This window comes from Streptomyces sp. NBC_00190, assembly GCF_036203305.1.
In the GTDB taxonomy this organism is placed as follows: Bacteria; Actinomycetota; Actinomycetes; order Streptomycetales; family Streptomycetaceae; genus Streptomyces.
On the sequence record NZ_CP108131.1, the window covers coordinates 2554691 to 2577864 of the forward strand.

At 70.7% G+C, this 23174-nt stretch carries 22 protein-coding genes; 12 read left to right on the forward strand and 10 right to left on the reverse strand.

Annotated features, from left to right (window positions below):
• Positions 1-99: 99 nt before the first annotated feature.
• Together OG429_RS12395 and OG429_RS12400 are read right to left on the reverse strand one after the other, a co-directional pair.
• Complete coding sequence (locus OG429_RS12395; RefSeq protein WP_328925367.1) at positions 100-252, reverse strand: hypothetical protein; 153 nt, start codon at positions 250-252, stop codon at positions 100-102.
• Between the two features lie 322 nt (positions 253-574).
• Complete coding sequence (locus tag OG429_RS12400; RefSeq protein ID WP_328925368.1) at positions 575-1084, reverse strand: F0F1 ATP synthase subunit B family protein; 510 nt, start codon at positions 1082-1084, stop codon at positions 575-577.
• 370 nt (positions 1085-1454) lie between these two features.
• Here OG429_RS12400 and OG429_RS12405 point away from each other — a divergent pair, with 370 nt between their 5' ends.
• Positions 1455-1640 (forward strand): hypothetical protein, encoded by a 186-nt coding sequence (locus OG429_RS12405; protein ID WP_328925369.1) that lies wholly within the window; start codon positions 1455-1457, stop codon positions 1638-1640.
• 160 nt (positions 1641-1800) lie between these two features.
• Complete coding sequence (locus OG429_RS12410) at positions 1801-2628, forward strand: alpha/beta fold hydrolase (RefSeq protein WP_328925370.1); 828 nt, start codon at positions 1801-1803, stop codon at positions 2626-2628.
• Between the two features lie 41 nt (positions 2629-2669).
• Here OG429_RS12410 and OG429_RS12415 read toward each other — a convergent pair whose 3' ends face one another.
• Positions 2670-2927, reverse strand: a complete 258-nt coding sequence (locus tag OG429_RS12415) for a DUF397 domain-containing protein (RefSeq protein WP_328925371.1) — start codon at positions 2925-2927, stop codon at positions 2670-2672.
• Positions 2924-3781 (reverse strand): helix-turn-helix domain-containing protein, encoded by an 858-nt coding sequence (locus OG429_RS12420; RefSeq protein WP_328925372.1) that lies wholly within the window; start codon positions 3779-3781, stop codon positions 2924-2926. Before OG429_RS12420 ends, OG429_RS12415 begins: the two co-directional genes overlap by 4 nt.
• Positions 3782-3890: 109 nt before the next feature.
• Between OG429_RS12420 and OG429_RS12425 the strand changes: the two genes are divergently transcribed.
• Both OG429_RS12425 and OG429_RS12430 read left to right on the forward strand, forming a co-directional pair.
• Complete coding sequence (locus OG429_RS12425) at positions 3891-4376, forward strand: ATP-binding protein (RefSeq protein ID WP_328925373.1); 486 nt, start codon at positions 3891-3893, stop codon at positions 4374-4376.
• A 250-nt stretch (positions 4377-4626) separates the two neighbouring features.
• Complete coding sequence (locus OG429_RS12430) at positions 4627-5454, forward strand: helix-turn-helix domain-containing protein (RefSeq protein WP_328925374.1); 828 nt, start codon at positions 4627-4629, stop codon at positions 5452-5454.
• A gap of 2 nt (positions 5455-5456) precedes the next feature.
• Here OG429_RS12430 and OG429_RS12435 read toward each other — a convergent pair whose 3' ends face one another.
• Positions 5457-6563 carry a serine hydrolase domain-containing protein gene (locus OG429_RS12435; RefSeq protein ID WP_328925375.1) on the reverse strand — a complete coding sequence of 369 codons (1107 nt, stop codon included), beginning with the start codon at positions 6561-6563 and terminating at the stop codon, positions 5457-5459.
• A 75-nt stretch (positions 6564-6638) separates the two neighbouring features.
• Complete coding sequence (locus OG429_RS12440) at positions 6639-7310, reverse strand: DUF4097 family beta strand repeat-containing protein (protein WP_328925376.1); 672 nt, start codon at positions 7308-7310, stop codon at positions 6639-6641.
• 289 nt (positions 7311-7599) lie between these two features.
• Here OG429_RS12440 and OG429_RS12445 point away from each other — a divergent pair, with 289 nt between their 5' ends.
• Both OG429_RS12445 and OG429_RS12450 read left to right on the forward strand, forming a co-directional pair.
• The gene (locus tag OG429_RS12445; RefSeq protein WP_328925377.1) at positions 7600-8136 is read left to right on the forward strand and encodes a SigE family RNA polymerase sigma factor; all 537 of its coding nucleotides are present in this window, start codon (positions 7600-7602) and stop codon (positions 8134-8136) included.
• On the forward strand, positions 8133-9068 hold the full coding sequence (locus OG429_RS12450) for a hypothetical protein (RefSeq protein WP_328925378.1): 936 nt from the start codon (positions 8133-8135) through the stop codon (positions 9066-9068). Before OG429_RS12445 ends, OG429_RS12450 begins: the two co-directional genes overlap by 4 nt.
• A gap of 66 nt (positions 9069-9134) precedes the next feature.
• Here OG429_RS12450 and OG429_RS12455 read toward each other — a convergent pair whose 3' ends face one another.
• Entirely contained in the window at positions 9135-12122 is a 2988-nt protein-coding gene (locus OG429_RS12455) for a bifunctional [glutamine synthetase] adenylyltransferase/[glutamine synthetase]-adenylyl-L-tyrosine phosphorylase (protein WP_328925379.1), read from the reverse strand.
• Positions 12123-12292: 170 nt separating this feature from the next.
• On the opposite strand from OG429_RS12455, the gene OG429_RS12460 reads away from it, so the two are divergent.
• The 3 genes from OG429_RS12460 (at position 12293) to OG429_RS12470 (ending at position 17610) form a co-directional block, all read left to right on the forward strand.
• Entirely contained in the window at positions 12293-14947 is a 2655-nt protein-coding gene (locus OG429_RS12460; RefSeq protein ID WP_328925380.1) for a PIG-L family deacetylase, read from the forward strand.
• Positions 14948-15238: 291 nt separating this feature from the next.
• A complete protein-coding gene (locus OG429_RS12465; RefSeq protein WP_328925381.1) occupies positions 15239-17299 on the forward strand; it encodes a PIG-L family deacetylase in 2061 nt (686 codons plus the stop codon).
• Between the two features lie 137 nt (positions 17300-17436).
• The gene (locus OG429_RS12470) at positions 17437-17610 is read left to right on the forward strand and encodes a hypothetical protein (RefSeq protein WP_328925382.1); all 174 of its coding nucleotides are present in this window, start codon (positions 17437-17439) and stop codon (positions 17608-17610) included.
• On the opposite strand, the gene OG429_RS12475 is transcribed toward OG429_RS12470, so the two are convergent.
• Both OG429_RS12475 and OG429_RS12480 read right to left on the reverse strand, forming a co-directional pair.
• Positions 17607-17846: a hypothetical protein gene (locus OG429_RS12475; RefSeq protein WP_328925383.1), complete on the reverse strand. Its 240-nt coding sequence runs from the start codon at positions 17844-17846 to the stop codon at positions 17607-17609. The genes OG429_RS12470 and OG429_RS12475 overlap by 4 nt on opposite strands.
• Before the next feature lie 296 nt (positions 17847-18142).
• Entirely contained in the window at positions 18143-18751 is a 609-nt protein-coding gene (locus OG429_RS12480) for a hypothetical protein (protein WP_328925384.1), read from the reverse strand.
• Between the two features lie 272 nt (positions 18752-19023).
• Here OG429_RS12480 and OG429_RS12485 point away from each other — a divergent pair, with 272 nt between their 5' ends.
• Both OG429_RS12485 and OG429_RS12490 read left to right on the forward strand, forming a co-directional pair.
• Positions 19024-19659 (forward strand): TMEM175 family protein, encoded by a 636-nt coding sequence (locus tag OG429_RS12485; protein WP_328925385.1) that lies wholly within the window; start codon positions 19024-19026, stop codon positions 19657-19659.
• A 99-nt stretch (positions 19660-19758) separates the two neighbouring features.
• Entirely contained in the window at positions 19759-21174 is a 1416-nt protein-coding gene (locus OG429_RS12490; protein ID WP_328925386.1) for an alpha/beta hydrolase family protein, read from the forward strand.
• Between the two features lie 80 nt (positions 21175-21254).
• Here OG429_RS12490 and OG429_RS12495 read toward each other — a convergent pair whose 3' ends face one another.
• Positions 21255-22616: a glutamine synthetase family protein gene (locus OG429_RS12495; RefSeq protein ID WP_328925387.1), complete on the reverse strand. Its 1362-nt coding sequence runs from the start codon at positions 22614-22616 to the stop codon at positions 21255-21257.
• A 172-nt stretch (positions 22617-22788) separates the two neighbouring features.
• Here OG429_RS12495 and OG429_RS12500 point away from each other — a divergent pair, with 172 nt between their 5' ends.
• Positions 22789-23166: a hypothetical protein gene (locus OG429_RS12500; RefSeq protein WP_328925388.1), complete on the forward strand. Its 378-nt coding sequence runs from the start codon at positions 22789-22791 to the stop codon at positions 23164-23166.
• Positions 23167-23174 lie beyond the last annotated feature (8 nt).

Sequence of the window (23174 nt, forward strand, 5' to 3'; positions counted from 1 at the left end):
CCCTCAATGATGAATCGGAGATTGAGGCCTGACGGCCGCCGATACGGCTGGCCCTGCGGTACCCGGGGCCGTGGCCCCGGGTACCGCAGGTACGACGGATCAGTCGTTGTCGTCGAGGCCGTGGTCCTTGCCCCAGGCGGCGAGTTCGAAGTCCGCGCTGCCCTTGTTCTTGTCACCCCAGGGCCAGGCCTGCATGGCGTTGGCTTCAGGCCTTACGACCTGGATATCGGCAGCGTTCAGAGTGTTTGACACTTCTGAATCTCCTCTCGATTGTGAAATATTGAACGTGATCGAAAGTTCGATCGAGCTCATGCTCTCCAGGGTTTCGCTGGATGCCCAGGCAGATTCGGCAGCAAATTAACCGGCAAAACGGACCGGCAAAATACCGCCCACCGGCAATCCAGGTGGGCGGCATTCTGCCGGTCGGTTGCCGGTGAGGGGTTCGGAAGTTGGCCGACACTCGCTCGTCGCCGGTCGGGTGTGCATCGGTGTGCGTACGTCAAAAAAGGCAGGCCCAGATCCTGAGGATCTGGGCCTGCCCTGAAGTATCAAGCGCCTAGGGGCGACCTTGAGCTCACGCCGTGGTGGCGGTCTCCGCGTCAACCTCGGCGAAGAAATCGTCGGCAATGGCGCGGGCACGGTCAACGTCGGTGAGCGGTTCCCCGACGATACGTCCGGCAAGCTCGGTGGCCAGCCCGAGGACGTCCTCGCGCAGCTCGGCCTCGGCGACGACCCGATCCGCCGCGAGCTGCACGGTGGCTGCGGCGACGAGCTCCTCACGCACCCGATGCCCCTCCGCGCGAATATCAGCGAGGAGCACCACGCCTTCCTCGTGCGCAGCCTGACGGATCTGCGCGGCTTCGTGCCGGGCGGCACTCAACTCAGCCTGGTACTCGGCATGAATGCGCTGCGCCTCCCGCTCGGCTTCCGCGGCCCGCTCCAGCGTGCCCTCGGTGGCACTCTCACGCTCGGCGAGGGTCTTCTCGATCCTGGGCAGCAGCACCTTGGCTATGAGGGCGAAGACGGCAGCGAAGCAAATCGCGGCGACTATGAGATCAGAGAGATGCGGTTTCAGGGGTCCCATGGTCTGACCGTAGTGGCGCCTACTCGTGAGTATCGGCGGCTCGATGGCTTGAAATGCACTATGCGACCGGCAGATTGAGCTGGGTGTGGGGGAACGCCCGTAGCGGTGACGGTGCGGGTGCCGGGAGGTGTCGTCACGGGCGATACCGAAGTCCATTCGCCGGCGCGTGCTCCAAACCTTCCCGGCCAGGGCCCGGACGGCCACTCGGTTCGAAGGTCCAATTCCCAGCCATCCGCCACGACGTGGTGGGCCCGCCGCACCGGGTGAAACAAACTGGCCCAGGGAGTCCCGGCGGTGCGGTCTATGACGTGTCGGGATCACCGGAGCGGGGCACAGTGCTGGGTACTTCCGAACCGCCCTGGAGGACGTCATGGCCCTACAGAAGGCAGTCGCGTTGACCGTCGTCGGCGTCGCGGCAGGTGTCGCGGGATTCCTCGCCGCATCCGGCAGGAGCCGCGCCAAGTACGGCGGTCACCTCAGCTGGCGTGACGCCGAGGACCTGTTGTCCCATCGCTCAGGCGACGGCGCGGTTCGAACGGTGTTCCCGGTCGGCTGATCTTCCGGTGGTCCGGTAATGGGGCGGCTGTCCGGCGGGAAGACCGACACGCCACGTTCGGTGGAACGTCCCAGGTTGCTCCAGTTGGCGGCGTCAGGCTGTCCCGGCAGCGCCTTCCCGGCCGACCGGCCGGCCGGCTCGCCTGACAAGGAAGAACGCCATGCCCACTGTGACGACGCGCGACGGTGTCGAGATCTACTACAAGGACTGGGGCAGTGGACACCCGGTCGTCTTCATCCACGGCTGGCCGCTGAACGCGGACGCCTGGGAGGACCAGATGAAGCTGGTCGCCGACAACGGCTTCCGGGGCATCGCCCACGACCGCAGGGGCCACGGGCGGTCCGGCCAGCCCTGGGCCGGCTACGACTTCGACACCTTCGCCGACGACCTGAACGACCTGATCAACGCCCTCGATCTGCGCGACGTCACCTTGGTGGGCCACTCCATGGGCGGCGGTGAACTCGCCCGTTACATCGGACGCCACGGCACCGACCGGATCAGCAAAGCGCTCCTGCTGTCGGCGATCCCTCCGCTGATGCTCAAGACCGACAGCAACCCCGAGGGCGTGCCGGCCGATGTGTTCGAGGGCATCCGCGACGGCATCCTCAAGGAACGCTCGCAGTTCTGGAAGGACTTCGCTCCGGCGTTCTTCGGTGCCAACCGCCCGGGAAACAGCGTCACGCAGGGCAATCTGGACGCCTACTGGCTCCTGGCCATGCAGCAGAGCATCAAGGCGGGTGTGGACTGCGTGACGGCGTTCGCGGAGACGGACTTCACCGAGGACCTCAAGAAGTTCGACGTCCCCACCCTCGTCGTGCACGGCGACGACGACCAGATCGTGCCGATCGACGCCACCGGTCGCAAGACCGCGCAGATCATCCCCGATGCGGTCCTCAAGGTCTATGAAGGCGCCGGCCACGGGATCGCCGTCGTCCCCGGGGAGAAGGAGCGGTTCAACCGGGATCTCCTGGACTTCCTCCAGAGCTGACCGCGGCCGGACGGCCATGCCGAGAGGCCGCCCGGCCGGGATCAGCCCGCGGCGTACCGGACGAAGCCGGTCCAGGTGGCGGGGGCCACGGCCAGGTGGCCGCCGTCCACGTCCTTGGAGTCCCGGATGAGGATCGCTTCGGGCATCACCGCGACCTCGACGCAATCATTGCTGTTGCTGGCGCTGTAGCTGCTCTTCACCCAGGCGACCTCGACGCAGTCGTTGCTGCTACTGGCGCTGTAACTGCTCTTGACCCAGCTCAGTGCGGAAAGGTCGCCGACCGAGGGCTTGATGCTCATGTCTCTCCCAGCGCTTTCTCGATGAAGGCTCTCGACTCCCGAGGGCTGAGGGCCTGTGATCGGATGATCCCATACCGGAGTTCGAGGATCTGGATGTCCTTGGCGCCGGTGACCAGGCGGCTCATCAGCTGCGCCTCGACGTACCCGATCGTTGAACCGTCCCGGAGCTTCAGAACCTGGATATCACCGCCCATTCCGGCGTGATCCTCGCAGTCCGTCGGCATCACCTGGATCTCGACGTTGCGCAGTCGACCGAGATCGAGCAGGTGCTCCAACTGCCTGCGCAGTACGTCCCGCCCACCGATCGGCCGCTCCAGCGTGGCCTGCTCCAGTACGAAGGTCAGGGCGGGTGACGGCTGCCGGTGGAACATCTCCTGCCGCGCCATGCGGGCGGCGACGTACCGCTCCACCACATCCGGCGAGAAGGCCGGCCGTCGGATGTCGTACAGCGCCCGCGCGTACTCCTCCGTCTGGAGCAGCCCGTGCAGGTTGTGGTTCCCGTACGCGCCCAGCTCAACCGCCCCGGACTCCAGCTTGGCCAGATCCCGGACCTTCTTGGGATAGCGGGCCCTTTCCACGTCGGCCTTCATCGCGGCGAGTTTTCCGCCCGCGCTCAGGATCTCGTCCGCCTTGTCCAGGTACTCCGGGCGAGGAATTCTGGCGCCGCGCTCGATCTTGTAGATCAGGTTCGGCCCGTATCCCATGCGCATACCGAACTGCGCGCGGTCAAGCCCGGCCGCCTCCCGCCACATTTTCAACTGGCGGCCGACGGTCGCGATAACCGCTCCCGATTCATCCTCCGGATCGAGTTCCCAACTCGACTCACTCGACTCATCGGCGCTGTCTGCGTTCACTTCCACCCCCGAGGGACAGGCTGGACAGGGTTGGACACCCTGGGACAGCCGCCGTACACAGCGGCCTCTCTCCTGTTCAGGTTACGCACGCCTCGCCACGCTGAGTCACGTGAATCAGGAAATCGCCTTCGACGCCCTCTTCCCCGCCACCCCACGCGGCGCCCGCGCCGCACGCGCGCTCGCCGCTCACCAACTGGCGGACTGGGGAGTTCCGTTCAGGGACGCGGTCCAAGTCGTCGCCGAGCTCGCCAACAACGCCGTCACCCACGGTCGCGTACCCGGGCGGAGGTTCCGGCTCCAGATGGCCGCCACGGACACCACGCTCCGTATCGAGGTGACCGACACCCGCGGCGCGTGCGCACCCGCATCCGCCGCCGAACTACCGTCTCCCGACGCCGAATCGGGCCGAGGTCTGGTCCTCGTCGCGGCGCTCGCGGACAAGTGGGGAACGACCCTCGGCCCCGTACCCCTGAAAACGGTCTGGGCGGAAATCGCTCTACCGGCGCCCGAATCACCGGATCCGGGTTTCCACGTTCCGGTTGCCCGCCGGGCGGTTCCGCACGACGTAAACCGCTTTAAGAACCCAGGGAAATGACCTCACCAAACCAAACCAGGACCGCTCACTCGGTCGGGTGAATGCGGCCAACCTGGCTGGCGGATAGGCCAATTCAAGGTGCAGGCTCAGCCTCGACAACCCCAAACATGCGAACGGCCCCCGACGGGACTGGCATCCCGGCCGAGGGCCTCACCGCTCAGGAAGAATCGAGCTTCCAGTGGCTGAGCAGCACCTTAGCGCGCCTCCGCGCACTCCGCGCACTCCGTACCGCATTCTGAGGCCTGGTGTCATGCACGAGAAAGACTCCCAGGCCGAGCGCTACGTCAAGATCGACAACAACCTCGCCCAGCACGGCGAGTTGAGCTTGACGGCGATCGGCCTGTCCACGCACATCCAGTCACTGCCCACCGGCGCCGATGTGTCGATCAAGGCCCTGGCGCAGCGGTTCACCGAGGGCGAGGCCCGCATCGCCTCGGCCCTGCGCGAACTGGAAGCCCACGGCTACCTGTCCCGGACCCGGGAGCGACTTCCGTCGGGGCAGATCTTCACCCGTACGGTGTCGTACAACATCCCGCTCTCCAAGCGCCTGAAGGCGGCGGAACCCGTCGGCCGAGCCCCCGCGCCGGCCCCCGCACCGCGCCAGGTCCAGGCTCCGGACCCCGACCCGGACCCCGAACCGGCACCGGCACCGGCACCGATCCCCCGGGCCAAGGCAACTCCACCCCTCCCCGCCCCCGCCGTCCCCGGGGCACACCGGGAGGCCGCCGAGCTCCTCGCCCGCCTGCGGCTGCGCGACCCCCGGCTGCTGCTCTCGGAGCGCGACGTGGCGCGCCTGGCTCCCGGCGTCACCACCTGGCTGGAGCGCGGCCTGAGCCCGGCCGCCGTCAGCGGCACCCTGGCGGGGTGCCTCCCGGCGGAGCCGATCCGGTCTCCCGCCGCCCTTCTGGCCCACCGCCTGAGGGAGTACCGCCCGCCCCTGCTCCCGGATCGGCCGTCCTTCGCCCTGCCCGCAGAGCGGCAGATCCAGCCCTTCCAGACCTGCGACGGCTGCGACCGCGCCTTCCGCTCCGCCACCCCGGGTCAGTGCGGCACCTGCGCCGCGGCCGAGGCCGCGTGACCTCACAGGGCTGTCTGCCCGCCGCCGAACACCTCCTTGAGGAGCCTCTGCGTCGCCTTCTGGAAGGCCCCTGCCAGGGACAGTGCGGCGTCGTCGACATAGTTCAGCGCGGCGGTCAGGGTCTTGCTGCCGTCGGGCGTGCTGTACATCAGCGCCGCATGACCCGCCATGCCGCCGTTGTGGGTGATGACGGTGCCGCCGTTTTCACCCGCGTCCTGCACGAACACCCCGAGGCCGTAGCCGGCCTTGGGATGCGGCTTGCACATCTCGGCCAGCAGCGGGGCCGGCAGGAGCTTGCCGCCCAGCAGTGCGGAGATGAACGTGTGGAGGTCCTGGGTGGTCGAGATCATGTCGCCGCCGCTGGAGATCCAGGAGGGGTTCTGGCGGGTGACGTCGACGGTCTTCACCTCGCCGGCCTCCTCGTACCGGTAGTAGGCGTGGGCGTGCGGCTCGGGGATGTCCGACTCGGTGGTCGGCGCCACGGTGTCCGACAGCCCGAGCGGCCCCAGGATCAGCCGCTGCATCTCCTCGGCGACCGAACGGCCGGTGATCTTCTCGATCAGCAGCCTGGCCAGCACGTAGTTGGTGTTCGAGTAGCTCCAGTCCGCCCCCGGCGCGAACCGCGCCGGCTTGGACAACGCCAGCTCCACCAGCTCCTGCGGCCGGTAGGTCTTGAACCGGTTGTCCACCCACTCCTGGCCTGCGGTCGTGGCGGGGATCCCCGGAGCGAAAGTCCCGTCGTCGTAGTACTCGCCGGTGAAGTTGAACACCCCGCTGGTGTGCTGCAACAGCATCCGCACCGTGATCTGCCGGTCCAGCCCGGACTCGGGCAGGTGGTCGGCCACCGGGTCGTCCAGCCCGATCCTGCCCTCGGCCACCAGTTGCAGCACCACGGTCGCGGTGAAGGTCTTGGTGTTGCTGCCTATCCGGACATGCCCGTTCGTCGGGGGCGTGGCGGTCGCGCCCAGCTCGCGCACCCCGGCGCTACCGACCCACTCGCCCCGCTCATCGTGCACACGCATCGTCACGCCGGTGAAGCCGGACGCGGCCATCTCCTCGATGACCTCCTGCAGCTCCGGGCGATCCTGGTCGGTAAGGGTGATGGACATGGTGATGTGCTCCTTGAGAACTGTTGTGAAATCCGATGGAAGGGACGAGCTCGCCGCGCCTGAGGGGTGCCCCTCTTACCGGCTGCGGGCGGTGATGTCGCCGTAGGCGGTGGTCGCGTGGATGTTCAGGCCGGCGGCGGCGCCGTCGGTGTTGTGGAGTGCGTTGTGGATGCGGCCGTAGGAGGTGCCGGCGTCCAGGGAGGCGGAGACTCCGCGGGCGGCGCCGACCGAGATCTCGCCGGCCTCGGTGCGCAGTTCGACCGTGCCGCGCACGGCCTCGGTGATGCGCAGGTCGCCCTTCTGGGTGCTGATCTGCGCCGGGCCGCCCAGGCGGCCGACCGTGATGTCACCGGCCTGGAGGGTGAGGCGGGCGCTGTCGGTCTCGTCGAGCTTGACGGTGGCCTGCGCGGCCTCGAAGGTGACGTCGCCGAGCCGTCCGACGCCCCGCAGTTCCGCGCTGGCCGCCTTCGCCTCGACGCGGGAGCCGGCCGGCAGCTGGACCGTCACCTCGACGGAACCGGAGTTGCCCAGGATCCGGTTCTTCGCCGCCGGGGCCGCGATCCGCAGGACGCCGTCGGCGTATACGACCTCGATCTGCTCCGCCGCCTTCACGTCACGCCCCTTGGAGGCGTCCGCGGGCAGGACCTCGACCGTGGTGTCGGCCCGGTCCGCGGCGATGAACCGGATGCGCCCCGCGGGAATGTCCAGGACGGCGGCGACCGGGGCGGCGGTGTCGAACTTCAGCATGGCGTTTTCCTTTGACTCGCTGTTTCCGATGAGGGAAAAGCTACGTTGCGTTCAAAGACTGGGCAACATACTCGTTGCGCAGAAATGCCATTACCGCAGGTCAAAGCCAGGAAATCGTTGCAACGGTCTAACGTCTAACGCAACAAACCCCACCCCACTCGTTGCAATGAATTGAGAGTGAACGCTATGTCGGAGGCGCCCGGGAGCCACGGACCCGCCTGAAATTCGTTCTCGTCGCCGGGCAACCGAATCCGAGCGGGAGGTGGTCAAGAGGGCGAAGGGGGTGGCGATGCACGCCGAGCAAGAAGCTCAGTTCCAGTCGTTCGTGGCCGCGCGCTGGTCTCATCTGGTGCGGACCGCGTACCTGTTGACCGGCGATCCGCATGACGCGGAGGACGTGACCCAGACGGCGCTCGCGAAGGCGTACCGCTCGTGGCGGCGCGTCTCGCGCAGCGACAGTCCGGAGGCGTACGTGCGCCGGATGCTGGTCAGTTGCAATAACGACCGGTTCCGCAAGCGCCGGGTACCGGAGCGGCTGACGGACGCCGTGCCGGACACGTCGGTGCGCGACAACGCCGTCGCGTGGGCCGATGAGCGCAACGTACTGATGGCCGCGTTGGCCGAACTGCCCGCCCGGCAGCGGGCGGTCGTGGTCATGCGGTACTGGGAGGACCTCTCCGAAGCCGAGACCGCCGACGTCCTGGGCTGTTCCCAGGGCACGATCAAGAGCCAGGCGTCCAAGGCGCTGGCCAAGCTGCGCGCATGGCCCGGGCTGGGCCGGATCACGACGACGACGAACGAGATGAGTGAAAGGGCGGTCCTGTGAGCGGGCGAGGCGACGGCGGACCGGACGGATTCGAGCTGGACCTGCGGGAGTGGATGGCCCAGGACGCGGAGGCCGTACGCCCCGCCGCAGTTCCGTATCAGGCGATCGTGCGGCAGGGCCGCGTGGAGCGGCGGCGCAGGCTGGCGGTGGCGGGGGCGGCGCTGGTCGCACTGGCCGTCGTACCGGCCACGGCGATCGCCGTCACCGGCGACGGCGATGGCGGCGGGCCGTCCGACCGGGTGTCCGCGGCGGGCGGCGGCCCGACGCCGAGCGGGGTGGTCCAGCCGCCCCAGCGGACTCGCCTGCCGCAGTTTCCCGCGACTCCCGGGCAGCTCACCGACGACATCAGCTTCGAGCAGGCCGGCATCAAGCTGGTCGAGTGCCTCGACTTCAACCGCCAGCACTCCGGCGGGGCGGGGGCCAAGCCGCAGGACCTGGGCGAGGCCTCCGACTACCGGATCCTGCTCGCACTGCGCAGTACCGGCAACGACAACAGCCCGGGCGACGGCCAGTTCATCGTCGCCGTCAAGGACGCCCCGACGCAGATCCGGCTCATCTGCAACGTCAAGAACGGCCGGACGAGTGGCGTCAACATCTCGGCCGGCGGCGACGCGAACCCCGAGAGCGGGGCCGTCGTCCCCGACATGAACGCGGGCAAGCTCCACCTCCAGCGGCTGAGCGGCGAAGGCCCGTGGAAGCTGCCCTACCGCTGGGGCAGCATCGGCACCGTCGTCGACCCTCGCGTCGCCCGGGTCACCGTCACCTACGGCGGAGCCACCGCCGAGGCCGTGATCGACCACGGATGGTTCGCCGCCACCGGCGTGCTGGACCGGCCCGTCACCAGGACTCCCCGGATCCAGGGCTACGACGCCCAGGGCACGCAGGTCTACGACTCCGACCAGGACAGGTCCTACAACAAGACCATCCCGTAACGGGACGGAGAGCAAGGCCTCGCCGCCGTACGGGGGTCGGCGTCGAGGTCCTGTGCCGCTATGCCCCTACGCCCCGTAGAACAGTTCGTCCACCACGGCCCGGGCCCGGCGGGTGATGCGCCGGTAGTCGTCCAGCATCTCGCCGACCGTGCCCTCGGCGTAGCCGAGGTAGCGGCCCACCGCCGCCAGCTCGCGGGCCTCGGACGGGAACGTGTCCCCGGCCCGGCCTCGGACCAGCATCACGGCGTTGCGGACCCGGGTGGCCAGTACCCAGGCCTCGTCCAGGATCTGCGCCTCCTCCGTCGGGATCAGCCCGGCCGCGTGGGCGGCGGCCAGGGCCTCGCGGGTACGGGTGGTGCGCAGGCCCGGTTCGGCCCAGGCGTGCCGCATCTGCATCAGCTGGACGGTCCACTCGACGTCGCTGAGGCCGCCGCGGCCGAGCTTGGTGTGCAGGGTCGGGTCGGCGCCGCGCGGCAGCCGCTCGGACTCCATGCGGGCCTTGAGCCTGCGGATCTCCCGTACGGCGTCCTCGCCGAGCCCCTCCATCGGGTAGCGCAGCGGGTCGATCAGGTCGATGAAGCGGCGGCCGAGGTCCTCGTCGCCCGCCACGGGTTCGGCGCGCAGCAGGGCCTGGCTCTCCCAGGTCAGGGACCAGCGCCGGTAGTACGCGGCGTAGGAGGCCAGTGTGCGCACCAGGGGGCCGGAGCGTCCTTCGGGGCGCAGGTCGGCGTCGATGAGCAGCGGCGGGTCCGCGGTGGGCAGCTGGAGCAGCCTGCGCATCTCGGCGACGACCGCCTGGGCGGCCTTCGCGGACTCCTGCTCGTCGACGCCTTCGCGGGGTTCGTGGACGAACAGGACGTCGGCGTCGGAGCCGTAGCCCAGTTCGTGGCCGCCGAAGCGGCCGACGCCGATGACGGCGAAACGGGTGGGCAGGGTGTCGCCCCAGTGGGACTGGACGGCGGCGCGCAGGGCGCCGGCGACGGTGGCGGCGGTGAGGTCGGAGACGGCTCCGCCGACCCGGTCGACGAGGGCTCCGTGGTCCTCCTCGGCGGGGCTGTCCTCCGTACCGTACGAGCGGATGATGTCGGCGGCGGTGGTGCGGAAGAGCTCGCGGCGGCGCACCCCGCGGACGGCGGCGACGCCGGCTTCGGCGCTGTCGGCGCGGCCGACGGCGGCGAGGACCTCCTGCTCCAGGGCCTCGTGGGTACGGGGCTGGAGGCCTTCGGGGTCGCCGAGCAGGGCGACGGCCTCGGGGGCGCGCATGAGGAGGTCGGGGGCGAGGCGGCCGGCGGACAGGACGCGGGCGAGGTTCTCGGCGGCGGCGCCCTCGTCGCGCAGCAGCCGCAGGTACCAGGGCGTCTTGCCGAGGGCGTCGGAGACCTTGCGGAAGTTCAGCAGGCCGGCGTCCGGGTCGGCGGAGTCGGCGAACCAGCCGAGGAGGACCGGCAGCAGGGTGCGCTGGATGGCGGCCTTGCGGGTGACGCCGGAGGCGAGGGCTTCGAGGTGGCGCAGGGCCGACGCCGGGTCGGCGTACCCGAGGGCTTCGAGGCGCTGGCCAGCGGCGCGCGGGGAGAGCCGGGTCTCGCCGGGGGTGAGCTGGGCGACGGCGTCCAGGAGCGGCCGGTAGAAGAGCTTCTCGTGCAGGCGCCGGACCACGGAGGCGTGCCTGCGCCAGGCCTTGTTGAGCTCGGCGACGGGTTCGGTGCGCAGGCCGAGCGAGCGGCCCAGGCGCCGCAGGTCGCCCTCGTCCTCGGGGACGAGGTGGGTGCGGCGCAGCCGGTAGAGCTGGATGCGGTGCTCCATGGCGCGCAGGAAGCGGTACGCGTCGTGCAGTTGGGCGGCGTCGGCGCGGCCGACGTAGCCTCCGGCGGCCAGGGCGTGGAGGGCGTCGAGGGTGGTGCCGGAGTGCAGGGTGGCGTCGTGGCGACCGTGCACGAGCTGGAGCAGCTGGACGGCGAACTCGACGTCGCGCAGGCCGCCGGGGCCGAGTTTGAGTTCGCGGTCGACCTGGGCGGCGGGGATGTTGTCGACGACGCGGCGGCGCATCTTCTGGACGTCGGCAACGAAGTTCTCGCGCTCGGCGGCCTGCCAGACCAGGGGGCTTATGGCGTCGACGTACCCGGCGCCGAGGGCTTCGTCCCCGGCGACGGCGCGGGCCTTGAGGAGGGCCTGGAACTCCCAGGTCTTGGCCCAGCGTTGGTAGTAGGCGAGGTGGGAGGCGAGGGTCCGGACGAGGGGGCCGTTGCGGCCCTCGGGGCGGAGGTTGGCGTCGACGGGCCAGATGGTGCCCTCGACGGTGGTCTCGGAACAGATCCGCATGAGGTGGGAGGCGAGGCGGGTGGCGGCCTGGATGCCCTTGCCCTCGTCGATTCCGTTCACGGCCTCCCCGACGAAGATGACGTCGACGTCGGAGACGTAGTTCAGCTCGTTGCCGCCGCACTTGCCCATCGCGATGACGGCGAGGCGGCACTGGGCGGCGTCCTCGGGTGCGGCGGCGGAGGCGATGCGCAGGGCCGCGCGGAGGGTGGCGGTGGCGAGGTCCGCGAGCTCGGCGGCGGTCTGGGAGACGTCTATGGTCCCGCAGACGTCTCGGGCGGCGATGGAGAGCAGGCAGCGGCGGTAGGCGACGCGGAGCGCGACGGGGTCGTGGGCGTCGGCGAGGCCCTGCTCGAACTCGGGGAGCCCGGGGTGCAGGTCGGCGGCCTCGTAGGTGACGAGGGCCTGCCAGTCGCGGGGGTGGCGGGCGAGGTGGTCGCCGAGTGCCTCGGAGGCGCCGAGCACACCGAGGAGGCGGTCGCGCAGCGGCTTGGCGCTGACGAGGGTGTCGAGGAGCCCGGGCAGTTCGTCGGCGGGCTGCGCCTCGGCGAGCCGTACGAGTCCGAGGAGGGCGAGGTCGGGGTCGGCCGTCGCCCCGAGGGCGTCGAGGAGCACCGGATCGGTGCGTACGGCGGCCAGCACGTCGGCGTCGAGCAGCCGGCCCGCGGCGGAGGGGTCGGTGAAGCCGCTGCGCAGCAGCCGGATGAAGGTGCTGCTCCTGCGTCCCGGGACTGTCATCCCGCCGCCTCCCGCGGTTGTCGCTGCCACTGCCCTGGCGTGCCTGGAGTGAGCCTATCCGGCGCAGGCGTTCGACTCACCGCGACGTATCATGATCACGGTTATCCGATTATCCGAAGATTTATGACGTGATGGGGACCGCTCCCCGCAGACCGGTGACGAGGAGCCCCATGTCCGACGCACGCCCCGGCCCTGGCCCTGGTCCCGGTCCCGGTGCGGCTCGGCAGGACCCCGGAGCCTGGGACCCGCAGGGTCCGTCGGGCCACCCCGGCTGGGAACAGGCGCCGCCGCCCGGTCCCGCGTGGCAGCACCACGGGGCCGGAGCCTGGGACCCGCAGGACCCGTCGGGCCACCCCGGCTGGGAACAGGCGCCGCCCCCCGGTCCCGCGTGGCAGCACCACGGGGCCGGAACCTGGGACCCGCAGGACCCGTCGGCCGACACCGCCTGGGAACGGGCGACCCCGCCGACGGCTGACGGGCGGGCCGGCACGGGCGAAGCCCCGGAGCCGCACGTCCCCGCCGGGCGCAGGGCCGCGCGGCGGGCCCGCGCGGCCGAGGGCACCGGCGGCCGGCGCGGCAGGGCGAAGACCCCCGCCGCGCCGGAGCCGAAGCGCGGGCGCCGGGCCAAGGCTCCCGCCACCGCCGACTCGCCCACCGCGCCGGAGGCGAAGCGCGGGCGCCGTCGCGCAGCGGGCTCGGCCCCGGCCGCCACCGGATCACGCACCACGCCGCAGGCGAAAGGGCGCCACCGGGCCGGGCTCGTCAAGGTCGTCGCCTTCTGTGCGGCCACCGCCGCCGGCAGCATGCTCCTGCTTCGGGGCAACGACGCCCTCGCCCGCCTGGAGTCCCCCGCCGCTCCCGAGAGCAGGGCCGCGGCCCCGGCGGCCGCCGCCGACGCGCCCGACCCCGGCCGGGTGCTCCAGATCGTCGCGCACCCGGACGACGACCTGTATTTCATGAATCCGGACCTGCGCTATTCCATATCCGCCGGCCACCCCGTGACCTCGGTCTACCTGACCTCCGGCGAGGCCGACGGCATCAACGCCGTCGCCGCCAAGGAGGCCGGCACCCCGGCCAACAAGCCCAGGTACGCCGAGGCCCGACAGAACGGCATCCGCGCCGCCTACGCCAAGATGGCCACCGGCGACCGCAGCAGCGCCTGGAAGCGCACCGTCGTCCCGACCAAGGGCGGCGGCCAGGCCGAGGTCGACGTCCTCGTCGCCAAGCCCGAGGTGAACCTCGTCTGGCTGCAGCTGCGCGAGGCCGGCAACGTGTACGACGACGTCCCGGACAGCCTGCACGGCCTGTGGGACGGCAAGGTCCCCCGCCTGGAGTCGATGCTCACCTCCGGCACCCCGGTCAAGCAGCGGTTCGCGTACACGAAGGACCAGGTCGTCCAGACCCTCGTCGGCGTCCTGGAGCAGTACCGGCCGACCACCGTCCGCTCCCAGGACCCGACCCCCGGCCGGCACCCCGACACCAAGCACTACACCGACCACCAGGACCACTTCTACGGCGCCCGCTTCGCGCAGCTGGCGACCGCGGCGTACGCGAAGGACGTCAAGGACCGGCCGCACTTCGCGGTGCAGAACTACCTCGGCTACTTCAACGGCTCCCTGCCCAGCGCCCTGGACCCGGACGAGGCCAAGGAGAAGCTGGACATCCTGGGTACGTACGCCTGGCTCGACAGGCAGAACCACTGCGGCAGCGACGCCGGCTGCGGCGACCTCAAGATCTCCGACCACCCGGCGGGCAACCGCTGGTCCGACTCCATCAACTACGCGCGCGGCACCAGCACCTCCTGGCTGACCTCCGACAAGGAGTACGGGCTGTGGGCCTTCAAGGTGCTCGACGGCCGGGTCGCCGTCTGGCACCGGACGGGCCTGATCGGCCGCTGGAGCGGGCCGGTCCTGCTTCCCGGCACCGGCATGGACCCGGGCATGTCCACCGTCACCCTGAAGGACGGCCGGATAGCCGCCTTCGGCACCCGTACCTCCTTCGGCGCGAAGCCCGCCGACTACAGGCGCGAGGTCGTCTACGCGGTCCAGCAGCGCCCGGGCTCCGAGGAGTTCGGGGAATGGCAGTCGCTGGGCACCCCGGAGACCGCGGACGAGAACTGGACCTCCGACATCAGCGCGCCCGCCGTCTCGGTCGACGGCACCGGCCAGCTGGCGGCGTACGTCCGCGACGGCGCGTCCACCCTGCGCGGGCGGGTGCAGCAGGCGGGCGGCGGCTGGGGCCCGTGGGAGAAGTACGGCGGCGCCGATCTGCACGGCACCCCGGCCACCGCGACCGACGGCGCCGGGCGGCGGATGGTGTTCTCCTCGACGTCCAAGACGGTGGTGGGCTGGGTGCAGCCGAAGCCGGGCGCCGCGCTGGGGCCGGCCACCGCCACCGGGCTGCCCGACACCACGCTCCCGCTCACCGCGGAGGGCCGCGAGGGCGGGGTACGGCTGTGGTTCCGCAAGCCGGGATCCGGCAACGTCCGTACCGCCCTGCTGACGGGTGACGGCGGGCTGAAGGTGAACCACCTCACCGACCTCGGCGGCCTCCAGGGCTTCGGCGCGGTGACGGCGAGCGGGCACGTGCTGGCGGGCCGCACGGCGGGCGGGCAGCTGGGCTCGGGCCTCGGGGAGGGGCGGCCGTGGGAGCGGTCGCCGCTGATGTTCGTCGGTGCGCCTTCCTCGACGATGACCGGGAAGAACCTGGTCAGCCTGGCGGTGCTGGGGATGGACGCGCGGCTGTACGTGACCTCGTCGGCGGACGCGCCGGACGCGCACCTGGCGCCCTGGCAGCCGGTGGGCCCGCCCAACACGGCTCCGTAGCGGAAGCCCGGCGCCCGGGAGCCCCAGCACGTGGGAGCCCAGCGCCGGGGGTCCGACGCCCGGGCGCCCAACACCCCCTATCCGCACGCCGGTTGGGACCGCGGTGCGGACGGATATCCTCCACTTTCCTGTCACATATCAGGACCAAAAGCTCCACAACGCACCGGCGCAGCCGGCCGTCTTCGGAAAGCAGGAGCAATCGGCGAAATCGGCGAACCAAGTTCCCTGATTTCGCCTCTCTCTGACTGCTCAGCGGTTTTTCCCGCCCGGAACGAACCCAAGGCGTGACCGATGCCCTTGACCCGTCGCCGCTTCGCGGCTCTGCTCACCGCGCTGACGGCCGGTGCCACCGGCGTGTTCGCCGTGGCCTCCGGCCAGCAGACGCCGGCCGAGGCCACGGCGGAGACGGGCCCGGTCGCGGCCCTGCCCGCGAGCGTCACCGCCGGGTCGGTCGTCCAGATCGTCGCCCACCCCGACGACGACCTGTTCTTCATGAACCCCGACCTCAGCCGGTCGCTGCTGTCCGGCATACCGGTGACCACCGCCTACCTCACCTCCGGCGAGGCCGACGGCCGCAACGAGGCGCACGGCGCGAGCGTCAAGGACCCGGAGCAGCCTGCCGACCGCACCCACTACGCGGAGGCGCGGCAGAACGGCATCCGCTCCGCCTACGCCCAGATGGCGACCGGCGACCGGACCAGCGCCTGGAAGCGCACCGTCATACCCACCGCGGGCGGGGGCCAGGCCGAGCTCGACGTCCTCATCGCGAAGCCGCAGGTCAACCTGGTCTGGCTGCAGCTGCGCGAGGCCCGCAGCACCGGCGAGGACACCCCCGACAGCCTGCGCGGCCTGTGGAACGGCAAGATAGCCGCGCTGGGTGCCCAGCTGACCTCCGGCACCCCGGTCAAGCAGCAGTTCACGTACACGAAGGACCAGCTGATACAGGCGATAGCCGGGGTCCTGGCACGCTACCGGCCGACGACGATACGCATGCAGGACCCGACGCCGGGCCGGTACGGGGACCCCGGCACCGGCAAGTACACCGACCACCAGGACCACATGTACGGGGCGCGGTTCGTGCAGGCCGCCACCACCGCGTACGCCGCCCAGGTCACGGACCGCCCGCACTTCTCGGTCCAGAACTACCTCGGCTACCACAACAGCACCCTCCCGCACGCGCTGGACCCGCAGACGGCCGAGACGAAGACCGGCTACCTGAAGACGTACGCCTGGCACGACCACCAGGACTACTGCGGCTCCCCCTCGGGCTGCGGCGACCGGAAGGTCGCGGGCAACCCGACCGGGCGCAACTGGGCCCAGTCGCTGCGCTACAGCCGCGCCGACCACAGCTCCTGGCTGGCCGAGGGCACGCCCGGCCGGCTCTGGGCCTTCGCCACGCTGGACGGGCAGACCGCCTACTGGACCCGGGCACCCGGCGGCGACTGGGCGGGACCGGCCCTCCTCCCGGGTACGGGCATCGACCCCGGGGCGAGCACCGCACGCTTCCCGGACGGGCGGATCGCGGTCGTCGCCACCCGCACGGCTTTCGGCCCGGTACCGACGGGCTACCTGCGCGAGGTCGTGTACGCCGTCCAGTCCGCGCCCGACGGCCCGTTCGGCCCGTGGCAGTCGCTCGGCAGCCCCGAAGTGGCCGACGAGGACGGCACGTCGGCGATCAGCGCTCCCTCGGCGGGCGTGGACGCGGACGGCCGGCTCACCGTGTACCTCCGCGACGCCCGGCGCACGCTGCGCGCCACCGCCCAGCTGCCGGGCGGCGGCTTCTCCGCCTGGCGGCGCCTGGGTGGCGAGGACCTGCAGGGCGACCCGGTGACGGCGGTCGACTCGGCCGGACGCCGCCACGTGTACGCCACCACCACGAAGTCGGTCCTGGCCTGGACCCAGGCCGGCCCGGGCTCCCCGCTGTCCGGGCCGTCGGAGACGGGCCTGCCCGCCACGACGGTCCCCCTCTCGGCGGCCCCGGACGGCGCGGGCGTCCGCCTGTACTTCCGCCGCCCCGACTCGGGGGTCGTCCGCACCGCCCTGGTCACGGCCGGCCCGGGCAAGCCCCAGGTCTCCAGCGTCGCGGAGGCGGGCGGCCGGGCGGGCTACGGCGCGGTCGCCGGCGCGGGCCGCCTCATCTCGGGCCGCGCGGACAGCGGCACCATCGGCACGACGGGCCTGGGCGGCCCGCCCGCGTGGACGGAGTCCGCGATGCTCTACGCGGGCGCCCCGGCGGCCGTCCTCGAACTCTCGGGCGCCACCACGGCGGTCCTCGGGCTGGACGCGCAACTCCACATCACATCGACCCCGCGCGCCTCGACCACCCCGGCCTGGCACCGCGCGGTCCGCTGAAGGGCGTGACGCAATCCCCGAAATTTGAAGATCTTTCTAGAAACATATTCCATAACTGCCTTCCGTGGGGCGACACTTGTCGTGCGTCATCCCCAGGCCGACGAGGAGCGTCGGAACCCTGTGCGAGGAGGCTTCTGGTGAAGATCAAGGGCTTCAAGTTCTTCTGCGGGGAGTGCCGGTACCGCACTTCCCTGACGAAGCAGTCCAAGGCCCTGGAGGACATCCAGGACCACTACGACCGCAAGCACTCGGGGAACTACCCACCCGAATTCCTCTACGCGGCCAAGGTCAAGCGCGGCCTTTTCGGCTAGTCCCAGCAGGGCGCGGGCGAGCCGTCGATCTCTGCGCCGACCAGTACTTCGACTCCGGTTCCGGCCCCGAAGTCGGGTGCGGTCTCCACCTCGGTGTGGCCCGCCGGGGGTGAGGCCCGGGGCGGCTTCGCGTCGAGGATCGCGAGGGACGACATGTCCTTCAACCGCTGCTCCGAGTCCTCGCACGACACGGACGGGCCGATCAGGGAGCAGCCGGCCAGACCGTCGGCGAGCACGGTGACGAGGGAGGCCGACAGCAGGAGGGCGGTCGGACGGCCGGTCCGGGCAGGTACACGATGCTCCAGCGGTGTCGCTCTGGGCGGGGGGCGAAGGGGGCAGCGGGACGGGTCATAGCCCCGGTCCCGCAGACCGTAACGCTCCGGCGCGTCGACACCTGCGGCCGGCCCGGCTTGATGCCCGGCGGCATCAGCGGCTCAAGCCGGGCCCACTGGCCATTCGCCGGATCCCCACGTACCACAGCGCGCCGGGCCGCACCCGCTGCTCGCGGGTACGGCCCGGCGACGGTGCGGACTCAGCCGCGGCCGACGGCCCGACGGCGCAGCAGCGCGAACCCGGCGGCGCCGACACCCGCGGCAGCGATCACGCCTCCGCCGATGAGGTTGTTCCGCTCGCCGCCCCCGTCCCCGTCTCCGAACTCGGCGCCGGCGGCGACGGGACCCTTGGGCACCACGCTGGTCTGGCCCGTGCCGGTACCACTGCTCTTACCGGCGCCTTCGAGGGTGCAGCCCTTGGGCAGCGCGGGGAAGTCCTGGGTGCCGTATCCGGTGCTTCCGCCCTGGGTCTTGGTCTTGAGCTTGGGCGTAGCGCTGTAGGGGTTGAGGATCTCGGCGTAAATGCCCGCCGACGCCGGGAGCTTGGGGTGTGCGCGGTCGAGAGTGCCCAGCCTCTTGATCGGGTCACCGGGTCCGTCTTCGAAGGTCACCGAAGGGCCCTTCGGGCTCATGGTCATCCGCGCGCTGGTGCCGGCACCGATGTCGTTCACCGCGGTCACGGTGCAGTGGTCGGCAGTGGTGGACGCCGCGGAAGCGACGGCCGGAGTGAGGGCCGCACCCGTCAGCGCGGCCGTGACGACGGCGGCGCACAACATGGTGCGGCGGATGGCGGTGGCGTAGGTCGACATGAACGACTCCAGGCAGAGGAATGGGCGGGAAGAGTCGCAATGCCGCCCCCTCTGTCGTGTGGGGCCGCTGAGGCGTGGCGGTTCTGCTGATATGAACCTATCGATCACCTTCGCCGGAACTATCCGTTCCCTGTCACAGGCTCGTGACATGCAGACCTGCACGGAAGTTCCGGGCGCCCCGGGCGTCCAGGGCCAAGACGGCCGGCCTGGTCGAACTTCGCGTAACGCACGCGGATATGAGCAGATTTCTACCCGTTCAACCCTATGGTGGCGTGGTGAACGGTCACCAGCGGGTGCGGGACGACGAGGGGAGCTCGGCCCGGATCCTCGCGCTGTCGGACGGCGTCTTCGCCATCGCGATGACGCTGCTGGCGCTGGACATCGCGCTGCCCGCCGGACTGGACCCGGCCGGTTTCGAAGAGTCGCTGGCGGACGTGGTGCCCAACCTGTGGGCGTACGCCCTCAGCTTCGCGGTCATCGCAGCGTTCTGGCGGGGCCACCATCAGGTCTTTCGGTACGTGCGGGACGTGGACGGCACCGTCGTCAAGCTCGGTTTGCTGAACCTCGGGCTGATCGCCCTGATGCCCTTCCCCACCACCCTGCTGGCCGAGTACGGGGGCCAGCCGCAGTCGGTGGCCGTCTACTCCGGCGCCGTCGCGGCCATCGGGGCCGCACAGCTCGCGCTGACGGTCGTGCTGTGGAAGCGCCCGTGGCTGAGCAGCACGGCGATGCCCGATCCCGTGGCGCACAACGACGTGCTCGACATGGCGTCGACGGTGCTGGTCTTCGCCGTCGCCGTGCCGCTCGCCTTCGTCTCCCCGGTGGCCGCGGAGCTGTGGTGGGCGGTGCTGGTCCCGGTCAAGGTGGTGCTGGGCCGGCAGGGCAAACGCCTGCGCGCGGCCCCGTAGCGGTGTCGCGCATCCAGGCACTGTGTGAGGCGCCATTCGGGGGAACAACGGGTGTCGCGCACAGAAGGGCCGCAGGTGCGGCTCCTACGTTCGGCTGCCATGACGTACGCACCGAGTGACCGCACCTCCGGCCCCACCCGTCGCACCGCGCTTGCCGGGCTCGTCGGCGGGACCGGGGCCGTGCTGGCCGCCGGGTGCACACAGTCGGGCGCCACGCCCGCGAACGCGCCCGCACCCGCCCCCTCGGAGTCGGCCTCCGCTCCCGCGGGCGGACCCACGCCCGGCGTGATGACCCTCTTCAAGGACCCCGCCTTCAACTTCAGCGGGCTCCTGGCGCTCGGCGGGTCCGGTTTCGGCGGCGCCGAGGTGGGCGAGGTACTCACCGCCGTGAACGCGATCAACAAGGCCGGCCTCTCGGCCCAGACGTACACCGAGACCTTCAGGAAACTCGGCGATCAGCTCATGGGGCAGCCCCAGGGCAGCAAGCCCGACCAGCAGACCACGCGCTTCCGCGCCCTGCGGGCCGCGCAGTACTACGCCCAGGCCCTGTTCTTCGTCCTCGGCTCCGACGACCCGGGCAGCGAGGAGCAGCTGTACAAGGCGGGGCGCGGCGCCTGGGACACGTTCTGCAGACTGTGCGACCCGGCGCCGGTGACGGCGAAGGTCCCGTACCAGAAGACGCCGCTGCCGGTGTGGTTCTTCCGGCCGGACACCTCGGGTGAGCGGCGCCCCACCGTGATCCTCACGAACGGCAGCGACGGGCAGGACGTCGACATGTGGACCTACGGCGTCTCGGCCGCCCTGGCACGCGGCTGGAACGCCCTGGTGTACGACGGGCCGGGCCAAGGGCAGCTGCTCTTCGTCGACCAGGTGGTCTTCACGCCGCGCTGGGAGACCGTCGTGACGCCGCTCGTCGACTGGCTGGTCGCCCGCCCGGACGTGGACACGGACAGGATCGCCCTGACCGGGCTGAGCATGGGCGGGAACCTGGCACCCCGGGCCGCGGCCTTCGAGAGCAGGATCGCCGCTGTGGTGGCGATGCCCGGCTGCTTGTCGCCGTGGCTCGGCTTCCCTCCGGAGCTCCGGAAGATCGTCACCCCGGACAAGGAGGAGACGAACGCCATCTGGAACAAGGAGGTCGTCCCCCAACTGCCCCCGGAGGCGGCCGCGACGATGAAGAAGCGCATCGAGCCCTTCTCCGTGCCGGCGATGCTGGACGCCCGCAAGGGGAAGATGTTCACCGACTTCTGGACCCCCGCCAAACTCATCGAGTCGCTGGACATCACGAACGTCATCGGCCGCATCAAGATCCCCACGCTGGTCCTCGACTACGACTACGAGCAGTTCTATCCCGGCCAGCCGCGCCTGATGTTCGACAAACTGACGACTCCCAACAAGGACTACCTGAAGCTCACCGCGGCCACCGGCGCCCAGCTGCACTGCTCCCCGATGGCCCCGCAGCAACACTGCGACGTCGTCTTCGACTGGCTGCAGGAGCAACTCCCGGCCACCTGACGCACAACGACTCCGGGCCGGTGGTCAGTGACCACCGGCCCGGAGTGTCGTGCATGCCCCGATGGGGCTGTGAGCTGCGGCTACAGCACCGGGAGGTTCTTGCGGAGTTCGAAGGCCGTGACCTCCGAGCGGTATTCCTCCCACTCCTGCTTCTTGTTGCGCAGGAAGAAATCGAAGACGTGCTCGCCGAGGGTTTCGGCGACCAGTTCGCTGCGCTCCATCAGGGCGATGGCCTCGCCGAGGTTCTGCGGGAGGGGTTCGATGCCCATCGCGCGGCGTTCGGCGTCGGAGAGGGCCCAGACGTCGTCGTCGGCGCCCGCCGGGAGTTCGTAGCCCTCCTCGATGCCCTTCAGGCCGGCGGCCAGCAGGACGGCGTACGTGAGGTACGGGTTGGCACCCGAGTCGATCGAGCGGACCTCGACGCGCGCGGAGCCGGTCTTGCCCGGCTTGTACATCGGGACGCGGATCAGGGCCGAGCGGTTGTTGTGGCCCCAGCAGATGTACGAGGGGGCCTCGCCGCCCGAGCCGGCGGTGCGGGAGGAGCCGCCCCAGATGCGCTTGTAGGAGTTGACCCACTGGTTGGTGACGGCCGCGGTCTCCGCCGCGTGCTTCAGCAGGCCCGCGATGAACGAGCGGCCGACCTTGGAGAGCTGGTACTCGGCGCCCGACTCGTAGAAGGCGTTGCGGTCGCCCTCGAAGAGGGAGAGGTGGGTGTGCATGCCCGAGCCGGGGAACTCCGAGAAGGGCTTCGGCATGAAGGTGGCCTGCACGCCCTGCTCCAGGGCAACCTGCTTCATCACCAGGCGGAAGGTCATGATGTTGTCGGCCGTGGAGAGCGCGTCGGCGTAGCGCAGGTCGATCTCCTGCTGGCCCGGGGCGCCCTCGTGGTGGCTGAACTCGACCGAGATGCCCATCGATTCGAGCATGGTGATCGCCTGGCGGCGGAAATCCATGCCCACGTTCTGCGGAGTGTGGTCGAAGTAGCCGGAGTTGTCCGCGGGAGTGGGCCTGGTGCCGTCGAGCGGCTTGTCCTTCAGCAGGAAGAACTCGATCTCCGGGTGGGTGTAGAAGGTGAAGCCCAGGTCGGAGGTCTTGGCCAGGATGCGCTTGAGGACGTAGCGCGGGTCCGCGAAGGACGGGGAGCCGTCCGGCATCAGGATGTCGCAGAACATCCGGGCGGTGCCGGGGGCCTCTGCGCGCCACGGCAGTATCTGGAAGGTGCTCGGGTCCGGCCTGGCGATCATGTCGGACTCGTAGACCCGCGCGAAGCCCTCGATCGCGGAGCCGTCGAAGCCGATGCCCTCGTCGAAGGCCTGCTCCAGCTCCGCGGGGGCGACCGCGACGGACTTGAGGAAGCCCAGTACGTCGGTGAACCACAGGCGCACGAAGCGGATGTCGCGCTCCTCAAGCGTCCGGAGGACGAATTCCTGCTGCTTGTCCATGCCTTCATCCTCGCAGTTCAGACGGCCTGTGCACCACCACCGCGAGGGCCTGGACACAGTCGGGCCGGCCCAGTATCGCCAGCTGTGGTTTCCGCCAGATTACGCACCCCGCAAAGCTCGCGGCACCCCCGCACTGACCTTGGACCGGTCATGAGCATTACCATCTGCGCCCATGGGGGGCCGGCAGTACACGCGACGGGGGCGTCACACACGTCCCGCGCTGCTGCGCGCCGTCCTCCTGACGGCCTTCGGGGTGCTGACCGGAGTACTCCTCCTGTGCGCCCGGCCCGGTGAACACCATGCCCCGACGGAGTACACGGCGGCTCGCGGCGCGGCGCACGCCGTCTGCGTGTCCCCGGACGATCTGCCCGGCTGTTCTCCGCTCGAGCACGTGATCCCGGGTGTGCTGCCCGTCCCGCCGCCCGCCGTGACCGTGGCCGGCGGGGATCCGCCGCCGGCCGTCGCGACCGGCGGGGCGGCGCGGATCCGGCCTCCCGCGCCACTCTCGCGCGCCCCCGACCTGCATGCCCTCCAGGTGCTGCGGACCTGACGGGTCCG